We start from the raw sequence: 14,470 nt of genomic DNA on the forward strand, positions 1-14,470 counted from the left end.
CAACCCAGTCGCGTTACAGGGAGCTATAAAACTTAAAGTTATGGAGCATACGAAAACGCTCGAGCATACCGTGCGCGCACCTCCTGCCATAGCGCGGCATCCTCGGCACTGCTGGCGAGGTGTTGGATTGCTGTCCAAACCAGCCGGCCTCGCACCACGGTAGGCTGCCCAAACTGCTGGAGGAACAGGTTGAGGCGGTGACGGTTGGTACGTAGGGCACCTGGGGTCATACCTTCGGTGTCGCCCTCGAGCAGCTTCACCAGCGCCGAAGTGTTGGCGTGGGTGACGCCAGCAATACTCAGACCCGCTGGATTCACCAGCAAGAGCTGATTCTGGGCCGATGCATGTAGCGCTAGACATGAATTGGGCAACGCCAGCAATAAGGTCGTGGCGTGGGGCATCGCCCGTGGAATCAAGCGCAAGATGAGGGACTGCGGACTGATACGCTCGACTAATAAGGCTTGGGTCTCCTGGATCAAAAGCTCGAGATCGTACTCGACCATGATCTCTGGGGCCGACACATAAAGCTCCAACAAGCCCATGTCGCGCACAAATCGAATGTCCCACTCGCAGCGTGGGATAAAAGCCGTCTGGAAGTAATCCAGCGCGGCCCTGTACTCACCTCGGTTCAACTTAGCCCAGCCAAAGGCAATGTTCCACTCGGCTCTTGGTCGGGGGTGAAAGCTGGGATCGGGCGGTGGGCCGCTTAGGATAAATGCTGCATCCAGACTCAATAAGCCCTCGATGGCGTGTAGGCGGCCCTGGTAACGAGGCTCTAACTCGCGCCAATCGCTTTCATCGTCGAGCCGGTTAAGCACCAGCATTAGCTCCACAAAGTGCTTGCCATTGAGCGGTTTTGGCACCTCGAGGGTAAAGCGCATAGCTTTGTCGTACATACCCTGCCGGGACAAGAGCCGCACCAGTGCCATATAGGCCATCACCCGCGACTCCTGCGAAGGTGCGGTTTCTACCTGTAGGCGCAAGGTCTGTTCGTAGAGGGAGAGATCGAGCCCCGACTCGTCCAGTGCGGTGAAGCATTCATCAGCGTGCAGATCGCAGACCAGCGCGAGCGAAGACATTCCCAGCTTCCGCGCCTGAACCGCCGCTTGTCGTGAAAGTTTCCAGGCCTCGCGGTACTGACAAAGATGAAACTGCGCTTTGGACTGCTCGAGCCAGACCCGGGTCTGGGCCTCGTGTCCTAGCATCTCAGGCAAGCTGACCAAGCTTAAGGGAGCAGCCTCGAGCACCTGAGTAAAGCGGTGCTGCTCCACCCAGATTGCCATCTGCACGGCCTGTAGCAGCGGGTGCTGCCCTGCCCCATCCAAAAGTTTTTGTGCCTCGTTCAAGCGGCCCAGCATCAGCAGCACATAGGCCTGTCGTGCCTCTCTTAAGGGTGAGGTAGGCAAAGCCTGCAATAATGCCAGCAGATCCAGGCTCGGCTCAGCACTCAGCGCATCCCACTGGTGCGGCGAGGAGAGGCGCTCGAGGGTACTCATAACCAAAGGCCTAAAACTTTGCTAAATTTTATCAGAAAGACTCCCAGGCCGAGCCTGCTAAGAAAGTACGCTCTTATGAGGCTTTTTGCATCACGGATACACCCGTGCAAACTCACTTGGTTGCCCCGCGATGCATCTGCAAAACTGTCCGGCGTTGCGACCCCTTTTTTGGCGCAATTTCCCCAGTAGCCTGCCAGTAGAATTTGCGCCGAACTAGCGCTTGTAGACCCGTCGCTCGGCCTCGATGGCCTGCAATACTTCTTGGATGTCTTTGGTCAAGGCACGCACCTCATCTAGGTCGCTGGTGGATTTAAGTTGGGTTTTGAGCTTGTCCAGACGCATTTCGTAGTACACCTCGCGCACCCTTGCCATCGCGACGGTCAGGTGGGCTTCTAGGTTTATGCGCTCAAAGCTAGGGCTTTTCATCAGCACATCTATCAGCCGAGCCCCTTCACCGCGCTGCTCAAAATGTTTAAGGATGCGGTTTTTACCTTGTTCGAGACGGGCCGCTTGCATGAAGTCGGCCAACAGACTGCCCTCGGGGGGCCAGGTATGGTCTTCGACATAAAGCGACCACTGCACAAACTCTTCCTCGGGCACCGAGTACAACAGGGCAATCACATCCAGCTCGCGCAAAAGGCGCTTTTCGGTGAGGTCGGGGCGGTTCAGCCCGATGCTGGCCGCCATATCGGGCCGTGGTAAGCCTCCTGGTGCACGGGCTTCAGACCGTCCACGGCGGGGCTCCCGGCTGCGAGCCAGGTAGTCTTCCAGCGCACGGGGCGAAAGCTCCAGCGCGCCGATCACCTTGGCTTTCAATTTCTCCACCACCCGGTCGAAGGGTTCGCTCGAGACCAGGCGCGGCATCAGCGCCTCGAGAACTTTTTGCTTGTGCTCGGCACGGCGCAGATCCAATCCTCGTGCGGCTTCTTCAAAGCGGTACTCCACCTCGGGCAGTGCCGACCGCAGGGCCTCCTCATAGCGATTCTTGCCGTCGGGCTGCAACAGCAAATCGCCGGGATCCTTGCCCCCCTCGAGCAGCACCGCATGAACCACAAAGCTCTTGGCAATCTCTAGGTTCAGGCTCTGCAAAGTGGCCTTGCGCCCTGCCTCATCGGCATCGAAGGAAAAGTATAGCTCGGCGGCATCTGCCCGCTTCAGGAGGTGGGCCTGCTCGGCAGATAGCGAAGAACCCAGCACCGCCACGGCCTCCGTAAAGCCCATCTGATGCAGTGCAATCACGTCGAAAAGCCCCTCCACCACCACTGCCCGCTGCCGCTCCCGAATCGAGGCGCGGGCTTGGGGATAGCCATAAAGGAGCTGGTTTTTCTTGAACAGGACGGTCTCGGGCGAGTTGAGGTATTTGGGGTTGTCGTCCTTGGAAAGGGCTCGGGCCGTGAAGGCCACAATGCGGCCCAAAGGATCGAGGATGGGAAACGTAACCCGGTGTCGGAAGCGGTCAAAAAAACGTCCCTCGCGCTCCATCAGCACCCCAGCTTCCAGCCCCTCCTGCGGGCTCACTCCCTGGCTGTGGAGATACTTGATGAGGCTATCCCAGCTTTGCGGCGCATAACCCAGACCAAACCGCTCGATGGACTCGGGCGTCAAGCCGCGTGCTTGCAGGTATTGCAGGGCTTGGCCCCCTAGGTGGGAGCGGAAGTAAGCCTGGGCTAGCTCCAAGACTTGCAGGGCCTCTTTGCGAGCCGAGGTTCGGCCCCTGTACTGCGGCAACTCGACGCCGGTTTCCTGGGCGAGGCGCTCCAGAGCCTCCCGGAACTCAATGCCCTCGATCTTCTGTAGAAAAGCAAAAATGTCACCGCCATTTTTGCAGCCAAAGCAATAGCACAGCCCCTTGGCCTCATGAACTGTAAAAGAGGGCGTTTTTTCCTGATGGAATGGGCACAAACCCTTCCAGGTGCCCTTGCCACTCGGCTTGAGGGCCACATAGCGCCCCACCAGCTCCTGAATGGGCATTCGGGAGCGAATTAGCTCGATGACATGGGCGCTTTGGTCATCCATAAAAGTTAGAGCTTCATTCTAACGCGTCGGCGAGAAAGGCAAGCCAAAACTAAAGGTCAACAACCACTGACTTTAGTTCCCGGCCTGGTTTGCCTGCCACTGAACCTCTCTAAACTCGAGCTCACAGCGATTCCTGGCGTAGAACTGGCTTCGACGGGCTCAGCCGTCTTTACTCAGCATAGTCAACGCCCCCTTGGGAAGCCTCGCCCTTTGGCCTTCACAGCAACCCACGTATTTGCACCCACTGCCAGGAGAATCGGTATCACTCTGACAGTTTAGAGCGCACTTCCAGGTAGGGGACCCGCTCGCAGAAAAACCACCTAGCCCATATGCCCAGGATCCCCAGTCCCCTGAAATGGTGGGCTTTGAGAACTGGCTTTTTCCCCTGAACAACCCCCAGTAGCAAGGTTTTCCAAAGCTGGGCCAAGGGGGTTTTGGCCTCGAATTCCAGAAGGCCAGTAGGTTCGCGGCCTTCGGCCAGAAGGAGCTGGGCCCGAAGAAGGCGAGAGTATCCGTGCTGTAATTCGAAGCCCCAACCTGCCGTTTGGCTTAGCAGGTATTGCGAGAGGGCAAGGGCTTTTTTAGGGCTATGGTTCTGCTGGCTCAGGGCCAGGGCCAAAAGTGCGTGAAAATAAAATCCAGGGTTGTGGCTCCGACGCGCCAGGAGCACTGCCCGGCGTAGATGGGCAAACCCATCCTGGCCCAGGTACCACATGCGAAGCCCCAAGGCCAGTTGACATACAGCATCCACTTCCAGGTTATCTAAATCTTCCAGACCGCGAACCAGCCTTTGCAGCATCAGCCAGTTCTGCTGGCCGGGGGCCAGGGCATAAGCCAGCGCCAGAAGCGACAAGAGACCGGGTGAAGGAACCCGGGCCACTGCCGATTCACCAAAGTAAATGGCATCATCGAGCTGGCCCGACTCGATCAGGAAGCGCAGGCGAACACGACTCACCCGTTCGATGACCCAGGTCGGTGCGCCCTCGAGCAACAACAGGCTCTCTTCTATCAACGCTGCCGCTACCTCGAGCGCTCCCAAATCCAGTTGAAAGGCCGCCAGGCTACCGTTGTACAGGCTGCTAAACCAGGCGGGCAATACGTCGCTGGGCGGCTGACCCAGGGCTTTTAGCGCTTCCCCCAGTTTGAACTGCCGCCAGAGGGTTTCCGATAAAATCTGGCGGGCTTCAAAGCACTCAGCGGGACTGCTGGCATACTCCCGAAGGTAGGCTTCGCATTCCGCCTGAGCCCGTTCAACCTCCCCAGACCGCAGCCAGGCCCTTGCACGCACTAGCGCGGCGGTTCCCTCGAGGTTGGCGGGCAGTCCTTCCAGCAAAGCCCGAGCCCGCTCGATGGGTACGGTACGGGCCAAGGCCAGGGCCAGACGCGGCTCGGTAATCTCCTCGGGCGTCGGGGGTTCGATCAAGTCGGCTTGACCCAGGGCCAGGCTGGCCTCCAGGCGAATAGCCCAGACCCGTTGACGTACCGAGACCGGCAAATCTGGGCTCTCCAACGGAAAGCTGGCCAGCTCGAGGGCTTCCGCATAGCGGCCCAGGGCCAGGTGGGCTTCGGCAGCCTCGAGCGCCGCCTGCCAGCGCACGTTGCCCTCGGCCAGGCGCAGCGCCTCCAGGTAGCCCAGTATGGCCCCCGAGTAGCGTTCCTCGTTCCAGGCTTGTTGTGCGACCACCCGCCACATACGGTAAGCCGTGGTTGTATCACCGGCGGCCTCGAGGTGGGTGGCGGCCTCGGCCAGGCGACCCTGGCGCTGGTACCAGCGGGCCGCCTGCTGGTGCCAGTTCTGCACCTGCTGACCTCCTACCTGGCCCAAGGTGGCCTCGCGCAGCCAGGGTATGGCGAAACGCAACTGCCCGTTCTCATCGGCCTCGAGGAAACCCTCCCCCACCAGGCGGGTCAGGTCGGCTTCCTCCCCTACCAGGTGACGTACCAACTCCGGCGGGGCCGCGGAACCCAGGACTGCCGCCGCTTGCAGGGCCACCCGGGCCAGCCTGGGCAAACTATCCAGCCGGGGCTGATAGAGCGGGATGGGCTCGGGCTCGCCGCTGCTGGTCAGGCTCAGGGCCTGTATAGCCAGCGGATACCCGCCACTGGCCTCGGCCAGATGCAGACTGGTGGCCGGGCCAAGATCGGGCCGAGCACGCAAAATCAGGCGCTGGGTATCCTCCAGCGACAAGGGCTCCAGGGGAAGGGGTATTAGGTCCTCGTGGGCTTCCCAGCGGTTTTGTCGGGCAACCAAGAGCAACAGAACCCCCGGCGGAGCCGGTTTCCGGGTGAACTCGAGCACGGTGGGGTCGGCATTGTGCAAATCCTCCAACACCACCACGATGGGGCTATCCTGGCCAATCCGTGCCAGCAGCGACCACCAGGTTTGCACCAGCAGGCTGTCCAGTTCATCGGAGGGCAGGCCGGGGTGCTCCTCGATGCCGATACTAAAATCCAGGATGGTGCGCAGATGCTCGGGCAGCTCGAGCTGTCTTAGCCGGGAGAGGCCATCCACCAGCAGCTTTTGTAATCCCTGGCGCAGGGCATAGCGCAGGGCCACACCCGTGGTAAGGCGCGGTGCTATCACACCCCGCACACCTTCGGGCAAGGTCTCGACAAAATGCTGCGCCAGGTGCGATTTGCCCACCCCCATTGGCCCGTACAAAATCACCCGCCGCCCGGCCCCGCTGCGAACCTTCTCCAAAGCGTGTTGCAAAATACGCACCTCGCGGTCACGCCCAAGCGCATCGGGTGGATCGGAGCGCAAACCCACATAACGAAAAGGCACCAGCGGTTCCGCATAGCCCTTGAGTGGCTGGGGGGAAAGCGCTTCGGTAAGCACACCCGGAATCAAGCGCATGGTAGTGGCATCACACCAGACTTCGCCGGGCGGCGCTGCCTGTGACAAACGCTGGGAAAGATTGACCGCAGGCCCCAGTACGGTTTGATCTCCCGCCAACCCCCCGCCCAGAGGGGTGCGCAGAACCAGCCCGCTGGCAACGCCCGCCCGTCCCGGCAGGGTGCTCGAGGCCACCATGGCCTGGGCAGCTTCCAGTGCCGCACGCGCGTCCGACTCCTGGCTGCGCGGAACCCCAAACACCGCCAAGAAGCCATCCCCAAAGAACTTATCTATGTGTCCACCATACAGCCGCACATGGTTGGCCGCCGTCTGTAGTGCGGTATTGGCCGCCTGCCAGGTATCCTCGAGCGGGTGGGCCAGCGCATACTCGGTAAAGCGAGACAGATCGAAGAACACCGCGCTTACCCAGCGCCGTTCTTGTACAAAGGTTCCACCCGGCAACAAAGTATTCCCGCAGCGAGCACAGCTCTCCTCACCGGCAGCATTGGTATGACCACAGCGGGGGCAAATCATAGGTGAAACAGCCACAGCTAAATGTTTCCCGACTCAACCAAAGGTACGATAGGTATGCTTTGCGAAACAGCCCGCTTTTGCTCAACAGGACGTTTTGCTCAACAGAACCTAGTATAGCTGCTGCTCACAACTATTCACAATCCCGTGTGCCATCTGTCCTATCCCGGTTCAGATAGCAGGTGCAACCCAGCCAGAATCCCTAGTTTGCACGGCAACCCCACTCGTGTTGAGTTTGGGAAAACAGTCTCCATTAATCGCCCTAAAAACAAGAGCCAGCGGAGCCACAGTACGCTGCTGCGTAAAACCAGCGGCCTTCTTTCGAAATCGCAGTTAGGTTTGACTTCCAGTTGGTATAGGGCTATATTTATCTAGATGGCTTGGTATACCACCACTACCACTTAGGCGGCAGCTCAACGGAGTTGTCGCCTCTACCTGCCTACCCGGGCGGGTTTTTTGTTTCCCTAAGGAGCATGCCATGAAGATTGGAATCGTAGGGGCTACCGGAGCGGTTGGGCAAGAACTGCTAAACGTCTTGGAAAAGCGCAATTTTCCGGTTTCAGAGCTGCGGCTTTATGCTTCGGCTCGTTCGGCGGGCAAGAGCCAGAAGTTTCGGGGCAGGGAAATCCCCATCGAAGCGCTGCCCGAGACCCCCTTGCCGGTGGAGATCGTACTGGCGAGCGCGGGGGGTAGTGTCTCCAAGCAATACGCCCCCATCTGGGCCCGGCAATCGGTGGTGGTAGACAACTCCTCGGCTTTCCGCTACGACCCCGAGGTACCGCTGATTGTTCCAGAGGTCAATGCACACGCCATCCAGGGCCACAAAAACATCATCGCCAACCCCAACTGCACCACTGCCATCCTGGTAATGGCCCTCTACCCGCTTCACAAGGCCTTTGGTGCCAAACGTGTCATAGTCAGCACCTACCAGAGCTCATCGGGAGCAGGTGCCAGCGGCATGGAAGAGCTACTGCACGGAACCCGGCAGTTCCTGGCCGGACTGCCGGTCGAACACAAAACCTTTGCCCACCCGCTGCCCTTCAACGTTATTCCACACATAGATGCCTTTCAGGAGAATGGCTACACCAAAGAAGAGATGAAGGTACTGTGGGAGACCCAGAAAATCATGGGCGACCCGCAAATCAAGGTTTCCTGCACGGCCGTGCGGGTTCCCACGCTTCGGGTTCACTCCGAAGCCGTAACGGTGGAATTTGAGCGTCCGGTCAGTCCGGAAGCGGCACGGGAAGTGCTCTCCAGTGCCCCCGGTGTGGACCTGGTGGACGATCCGACCAACAAGCGCTATCCGCTGCCCCTTACCGCTACCGGCAAATTTAATGTGGAAGTCGGTCGAATCCGCAAAAACCTGGTGTTTGACAACGGCCTGGACTTTTTTGTGGCTGGCGATCAGTTGCTCAAGGGGGCAGCCCTGAACGCAGTACAGATTGCAGAGCTTTTACAGAAACCCGTGGCCCGCTCGTAACTCGCGCACCAAACTCGTAGACGTTAAATCCCAGCTCGTCCATCCCGCCAGACCCCAGCGCACCTGGCAAGCACCAGATTTTGGATTCGCCGTGGGCGATATGGTCTGCCCTTTGGCTATCGCCGGAAGTGTTTCGGGAAAAACGCATATACCAACCCCAAAGTAGTCTGTGGTCGTTGGGAGTGCTGGAGCGAATTATGCTGAGATATCAACGGTGGTGGCCATTCATCACAGCAACTTGCCAGAAATGACCCGTATACTCAGCGCGGAGGTTTGGACATGCGTAGACTGCTGGTTCTGTTGGTTTTACTCCTAGCCCCTGCTTTTGCCCAGAGCGTACAGGTAACCGCCGGAAGCCCTTTTGGGATTAATGCTGGGGTTCGCCTGCCCCTGGTGCCTTTGCTGTTGGATGGACGGGTCTATGCCGGGGCAAACTTCTTCACTGGTGGCCCGGCCTCGCTGGGTGGGGGCGCCGATGTGCTCTTTAGCGTACCCCTCACCGACCTGTATGCTGGAGCGGGTCTGTTTTACGCGACGGGTACCACGGTTTCGCTGCTCAGCCAGGGTTCCACCGCCGGGGGTTTGGGTGCCAGGGGAGTGATCGGAACGTATCTCAACGTGGGCCTGCCGCTCATCGGTTTCTTTGTTGAGGTACACCCGATGTTATTCTTCTCAGGGCCCAGCACCTTTGGTCTGGGCGGGGCATTTGGAGTGAATATCGGTTTTTAGGACATGGAAGAAGAGGGCTGGCCAAGAGCCACCCCTCTTTTCCTTCATAACGTCAGTTCGAAGTTATCCAACAAGCTGAAAAAGCTGAGCCGAAGGTTAAAAACCCGTCAATCAGCCGGGCGGCATCGTAAAGTCCACCCCTACCGCCTAGGGGTGGGTAGGGTGGGGTTTGTTCTGCACCAGTCCATGCAATCACAGAACGCATGAACAACCTCGGAACCCACCCCTCCTAGCTGGCCGAAGGACAGCCAGTACCTCCACTACGCCTTAGCGTGAGTCTGCCGTTCCTCACAGGTTTATTCTGCTTTTCTATTTCCGAACTGACGCTTCATATGCATTCCTACTCCCTTCGGTCAGCTTGAACCGCTCAACTTTGATTACATCCAAAGGTGCAGGGTTCAAGCGGAACCGGTATCAAAGTCGCTGCGCCTGCGACCAGTGTTTCTTGCCGATGCCGGGTACCTTTTGCACCGCAAAACCAGCTTCGCCCAAAGCGCGACGGAACTGCCCTGCCACCGAATAGGTGGCTAGGTAAGCGCCTTGCCGTGCAGAAGCGTATAGCCTCCGTAAATTATCAAGCCCCCAGGGCGCTGGGTTTACTTCCGGACTGAAAGGGTCGAGGTAGATGGCACTCGCCCAGGCCAGGGGATACTCGGCGTGGGTTACGTCCTCAAAGCGGATTTCCAGGCGTCCCCATTCCCCAGCCAAAACCACCGACGGCACCGCCTGGGCCGGCCAGCGTGCTAGGAGCGCCTTCCAAATCGCCTGTGCAGGTGGTGAGATGGGCGTCCTCAACAACGCCAACGTTTTCCGATCAACCGGAAATGCCTCGTAGCTCAAATATTCGAAAGCCACCCCGCGGCTAAGACAGTTTTCCAGCGTAGCCCGAAAATTAAAGCCCAGCCCAAAGCCGATTTCCAGCACCCTGGGCGAAGGGTGCCGGTGGGTCTGGGTGAGCTTCAAATAGAGTTCGTTGGCCTGCATCCAGGCCCCATACTTGGAGCTATAAGCCTCCCCAAAAACCGGATGCACCAGCGTGAGGGAGCCGTCTTCAGTCACCAGCGGCTCAAAATTGGAAGTTTTATCGGTCAACTTCAACCTTCTGCGCTTCTTGCTGCATCAGGGTCCACAGGGCTTCAACATGGCTGTGCTCGGTCGTTTCGGCTCCAATCGAGACCCGTATCATCCAGCGCCCCTTGAGCATGGCAGGCGTCACGAAGGCCCGGCCTGTGCGGTTGACTCGAGCCACCCAGTCCAGGGTATGCCGGTCCAGTTGCTCGGGGCTCAGGCCGCCCGGATTGTAGCGCACACAAACGGTCTGGAGGGGTACCGGTGCGAGCAATTCCCAGCCGGGCATTTGCTTGACCTGGGCCTCGAGCCACTTCGCATTGGCAAGGTCCCGCCGCAACCGGGCCTGCAAACCCTCCACACCCTGGTCGAGCAGGGTAAACCAAATCTTGAGAGCCCGGAAGCGCCGCCCCAGTGGGATGCCCCAGTCTTTGTAGTTTTTGACCTGGCCATCGGCAGCGGAGTGCAAGTAGGAGGGATTGGTAGACATGGCTCGGATCAGGTGTTGCGGCTCACGCACGTAGTAAAGCGAACAGTCAAAGGCCACCCCCAGCCACTTGTGCGGGTTGATGGCGATGGAGTCGGCATACTCCACCCCCTCCCACATCCAGCGGCACTCCGGCAAAATCATGGCCGAACCGGCCATGGCTGCATCCACATGCAGCCAGATGCCATGCTGCTGGCACAGCTCCACGATGCCGCGCAGGGGGTCAATGGCGGTGGTGCCGGTAGTTCCGATAGCAGCCACCACCGCGCAGGGCTTACGCCCCTGGGCAAGGTCATGCTCTATAGCAGCCGCTAGCCTATCCAGGCGCATGGCATGGGCATCGTCGGTTTCAATCAGGCGCAGGTTGTCGCGTCCAAACCCGGCCAGCAGCGCAGCCTTGGGAACCGAGCTATGGGCCTGATCGGAAACATAAACCGTGAGCGGCTGTGCCTCGGCCTGGAGCCCCCCTCGGTCCTGGCACTGTTGGGTAGCCCACTCCCGGGCGGTCAGAAGCGCCACAAAAGTGCCGGTTGAAGCGGTATCCTGAATCACACCCTTGAATGTTTCGGGCAAGCCAAACATCTGGCGCAGCCAGTCGTTCATGACCTCTTCCACTTCGGTCAGGGCTGGGCTGGCCTGCCAGGTGATGCCGGTCTGGCCGAGGCCGGTCGCTACGATATCGGCCAGAACCGAGGACAGGGGGGCATTGGAGGGAAACCAAGCAAAAAAGTTGGGGCTTTGCCAGTGGGTCAGGCCCGGCAACAAAGCCCGAAGGTCGTCTTGCAGGCCAGAGAACCCCCTCCCCTGTTGCGGCGGGTTTGGCGGAAACAGCGATTTGATGTCTCCCGGCTGAACCTGCGACATTACCGGCATAGATTCGATTCCGGCGCGGTACTCGGCGATAAAGTCTATTAGTTGATAGCCCAAACGCTTGAACTCTTCCGGCGACATGCCGGTAGACTAACCCATGCCAGGGTTAGAATGAAGTCTATGGAGATTACTCCAGAACTAATCAAAAACCTTGGCAAGCTTTCGCGGCTGGCCCTCACCCCGGAGGAAGAGGCCAAGCTCGAGGGCGAGTTGCGCTCGGTGGTGGCGTTCTTCGAGAAGTTGGGCGACCTCGACACCGAAGGGCTGAGCGAGATGGCCCGCCCGGTAGAGATCACCAACCGCCTACGGCCCGACGAAACCCGCCCCTCGCTGAGCCAGCAAGAAGCCTTATCGGTGGCCATCGAGCAGGAAGACGGCCAGTTCAAAGTACCAAGGGTCATAGAGTAATTACAAACCTGTTTATGAAGGACCCAAAAGATCGGGAAAGAGAACCTCGGACGCGCCAGAGGCATAGTCGCTTACGCGATTCCGGCCAAGCCGGAACCTATCTGGCGCGGCAAGTGAGGGGCACTTTATGCGCCATTCACGCGCAGAGTTGGTATAACACTCGAGGGTATAGGGTCAGGCGCTAATTTCTGACCCCCAACCCTCGCTCCTGGATATCGTTATGCTCGACATCAAATTCATCCGCGAAAACCCCGAAATCGTCCGCAGGGCCCTCGAGCAGAAGGGGGGGACACTCGACCTCGACGCTTTGCTCGCCCTGGACGCTCAGGTTTCCGAACTCCGGCGAAAAACCGAGCAGCTACAGGCCGAACGCAACGCCAACGCCAAGGCCGTTAGCAAGGCCCGGCCCGAAGAACGCGCCGCCCTGATCGAAAAGGGCAAGGAGATTGGCCAGCAGTTGGCCCAGCTCGAGCCACAGTTGCGGGAGTTGGAGGGCCAGCTCAAGAACCTGCTGTACCTCACCCCCACCATCCCCTGGGAGGGTGCGCCGGTGGGGCCCGACGACTCGTTCAATGTGGAGACTCGAGTCCACGGCAACCCCCGCATCTTCCTTTTTGAGCCCTTGGACCATGTAACCCTGATGGAGAAAAACGGCTGGGCCGACCTCGAGCGCGCCGCCAAGGTCTCGGGTTCGCGCTCGTACATCCTGCGGGGCGACCTGATGATCTACGAGCAAGCCCTGCTGCGCTTCGCCCTCGACCAGATGGTGCGGGCGGGTTTCGCGCCCCTGAGCGTCCCCAGCCTTACCAAAGAAGAGGTGCTTTTTGGCCACGGCCAGTTTCCCACCGCCCGCGACCAGGTGTACTCAGTGGACGGCGAGGACGCCTTTCTGGCCGGTACTGCCGAGGTGCTGCTCAACTACCTGCACGCCGGGGAGATCCTGTCCGAAGACGAACTCCCCAAAACCTACTGCGCCCTATCCCCCTGCTTCCGCAGCGAGGCCGGCTCGGCAGGTAAGGATGTGCGCGGCCTGATGCGCGTACACCAGTTCAACAAGGTTGAGCAGTACGTGCTGTGCACGGCCAGCCTGGAGGAGTCGAATAAGTGGTTCGACACCATGCTGAGCATCTCCGAGAGCATTTTGCAGGCGCTCGAGCTGCCCTACCGGGTCTTGGAAGTCTCCACCGGCGATATGGGTCTGGGCAAATACCGCCAGGTAGACCTGGAAACCTGGGTTCCCAGCGAAAACCGCTACCGCGAGACCCACTCCTGCTCGGCCTTGCTCGACTGGCAGGCCCGCCGGGCCAACCTGCGCTACCGCGACGCCGATGGCAAGGTGCGCTATGCCTACACCCTCAACAACACTGCCCTGGCCACCCCCCGCATCCTGGTGATGCTGCTGGAGAACCACCAGAACGAAGATGGCACGGTCAACGTACCCAAGGCAGTACAGCCCTATTTCGGCAAAGAGCGGCTGGGGCCGACCCCCTGAGCTACAAGATGCCCCGGTAGATCTGCTCGAGGCTCACCTCCCCTTGCAAACAGGGCAACGGAATTACCCCGTCCTGAACGTAGTCCATCACCCTCCATTCCTCACCTTCGCGCCAGTAGCGGCGGACACTGCGCGACACGGAATCCACAATCAGGTAGGTTTGTAGGCTGGGCAAGCTGCGGTATACATCGGCCTTTTCACGTTGGTCAATATCTTTGGTGCTGGGAGATAGCACCTCCACCAGCAAGCACGGTTCGGTTTCGTAAAACTCGTTGGGAAGCTGGCCCTGACACACCACCATTGCGTCGGGGTAGTAGACCTTTTCGTCCCTGATGCGCAATTTCATGTCGCTGGGGTAAACACGGCACTTGTTATGGGCTAGGTTAAGTCCCACCAAAAGGTGCACCACGTTGGCACATATACGGTTGTGGGTACTGCTGCCCCCAGCCATCGCATAAATATGTCCGTGTACGTACTCGTGCCGAACTTCACGCCCCGGTTCGGTGCGAAAATACTCCTCAATGCTCATGAGCTGGGCACCGGGTTTGATCATGAGCTTAGTTTAGCGCAAACCCATATTCTCCAGATTCGGGTTCGCCGGCAAACGTTGTGTGGCCGGTACAATACCCGCCTATGGACTGATACCATTTCCGCTTGAATCCTTCACCGTTGGACGGAGTCAGAGGTGAAGGATTCAAGCCGACCGAAGGGAGTAGAAAAGCATTTCGGTAGTATCGTTTAGGCTTGCCGAAGTGAACGATACTGCCGAAATGCGTATGACCCATTACCTGGTGGATACCGTATCGCCCCGCGGCACCCTTCGCCGCGAGCGCCACACCCTGACCCAGCGCTACTACACCCGCTACGAGCTCGAGCGCTGGCTACGGGCTTTTGGGTTCGATTACCGGTTGTTTGGCAGCTTTCACAAAGAACCCCTGACCCCCGAGAGCCCAGTGTTTGTGCTCGAGGCATGGAAGATGTGATCTATGTACTATTTTTCACGATACACCATTTGTGAATACCTTCTTTGATAGATTGGGGACGCACTGGGCTTTTG

The 14,470-nt window shown here is 59.1% G+C and carries 11 protein-coding genes; 5 read left to right on the plus strand and 6 right to left on the minus strand.

Annotated elements, in window-relative coordinates; translation table 11 throughout:
- Positions 1-38: 38 nt before the first annotated feature.
- The 3 genes from WKI89_RS05865 to WKI89_RS05875 all read right to left on the minus strand — a co-directional run bounded on the left by WKI89_RS05865 (position 39) and on the right by WKI89_RS05875 (position 6,897).
- Positions 39-1,496: a hypothetical protein gene (locus WKI89_RS05865; protein WP_337868242.1), complete on the minus strand. Its 1,458-nt coding sequence runs from the start codon at positions 1,494-1,496 to the stop codon at positions 39-41.
- Positions 1,497-1,709: 213 nt separating this feature from the next.
- Positions 1,710-3,512, minus strand: a complete 1,803-nt coding sequence (gene dnaG / locus WKI89_RS05870) for a DNA primase (protein ID WP_337868243.1) — start codon at positions 3,510-3,512, stop codon at positions 1,710-1,712.
- Positions 3,513-3,774: 262 nt separating this feature from the next.
- Complete coding sequence (locus tag WKI89_RS05875) at positions 3,775-6,897, minus strand: AAA family ATPase (RefSeq protein WP_337868244.1); 3,123 nt, start codon at positions 6,895-6,897, stop codon at positions 3,775-3,777.
- Positions 6,898-7,357: 460 nt separating this feature from the next.
- Between WKI89_RS05875 and WKI89_RS05880 the strand changes: the two genes are divergently transcribed.
- Entirely contained in the window at positions 7,358-8,359 is a 1,002-nt protein-coding gene (locus WKI89_RS05880) for an aspartate-semialdehyde dehydrogenase (protein ID WP_337868245.1), read from the plus strand.
- A gap of 279 nt (positions 8,360-8,638) precedes the next feature.
- The gene (locus WKI89_RS05885) at positions 8,639-9,088 is read left to right on the plus strand and encodes a hypothetical protein (RefSeq protein ID WP_337868246.1); all 450 of its coding nucleotides are present in this window, start codon (positions 8,639-8,641) and stop codon (positions 9,086-9,088) included.
- Between the two features lie 414 nt (positions 9,089-9,502).
- Here the strand turns inward: WKI89_RS05885 and mnmD are convergent, their stop codons facing one another.
- Both mnmD and WKI89_RS05895 read right to left on the minus strand, forming a co-directional pair.
- The gene (gene mnmD, locus WKI89_RS05890; RefSeq protein WP_337868247.1) at positions 9,503-10,180 is read right to left on the minus strand and encodes a tRNA (5-methylaminomethyl-2-thiouridine)(34)-methyltransferase MnmD; all 678 of its coding nucleotides are present in this window, start codon (positions 10,178-10,180) and stop codon (positions 9,503-9,505) included.
- Entirely contained in the window at positions 10,170-11,594 is a 1,425-nt protein-coding gene (locus WKI89_RS05895; protein WP_337868248.1) for a pyridoxal-dependent decarboxylase, read from the minus strand. The genes mnmD and WKI89_RS05895 overlap by 11 nt, the downstream gene beginning before the upstream one ends.
- Before the next feature lie 39 nt (positions 11,595-11,633).
- On the opposite strand from WKI89_RS05895, the gene gatC reads away from it, so the two are divergent.
- Both gatC and serS read left to right on the plus strand, forming a co-directional pair.
- Positions 11,634-11,921 carry an Asp-tRNA(Asn)/Glu-tRNA(Gln) amidotransferase subunit GatC gene (gene gatC, locus WKI89_RS05900; RefSeq protein ID WP_337868249.1) on the plus strand — a complete coding sequence of 96 codons (288 nt, stop codon included), beginning with the start codon at positions 11,634-11,636 and terminating at the stop codon, positions 11,919-11,921.
- Between the two features lie 220 nt (positions 11,922-12,141).
- Positions 12,142-13,413 carry a serine--tRNA ligase gene (gene serS, locus WKI89_RS05905; protein ID WP_337868250.1) on the plus strand — a complete coding sequence of 424 codons (1,272 nt, stop codon included), beginning with the start codon at positions 12,142-12,144 and terminating at the stop codon, positions 13,411-13,413.
- Between the two features lies 1 nt (position 13,414).
- Here the strand turns inward: serS and WKI89_RS05910 are convergent, their stop codons facing one another.
- Complete coding sequence (locus WKI89_RS05910; protein ID WP_337868251.1) at positions 13,415-13,966, minus strand: Uma2 family endonuclease; 552 nt, start codon at positions 13,964-13,966, stop codon at positions 13,415-13,417.
- A gap of 199 nt (positions 13,967-14,165) precedes the next feature.
- Between WKI89_RS05910 and WKI89_RS05915 the strand changes: the two genes are divergently transcribed.
- Positions 14,166-14,396, plus strand: a complete 231-nt coding sequence (locus WKI89_RS05915; protein ID WP_337868252.1) for a hypothetical protein — start codon at positions 14,166-14,168, stop codon at positions 14,394-14,396.
- Positions 14,397-14,470 lie beyond the last annotated feature (74 nt).

Source organism: Meiothermus sp. (assembly GCF_037443965.1).
GTDB lineage: Bacteria > Deinococcota > Deinococci > Deinococcales > Thermaceae > Meiothermus.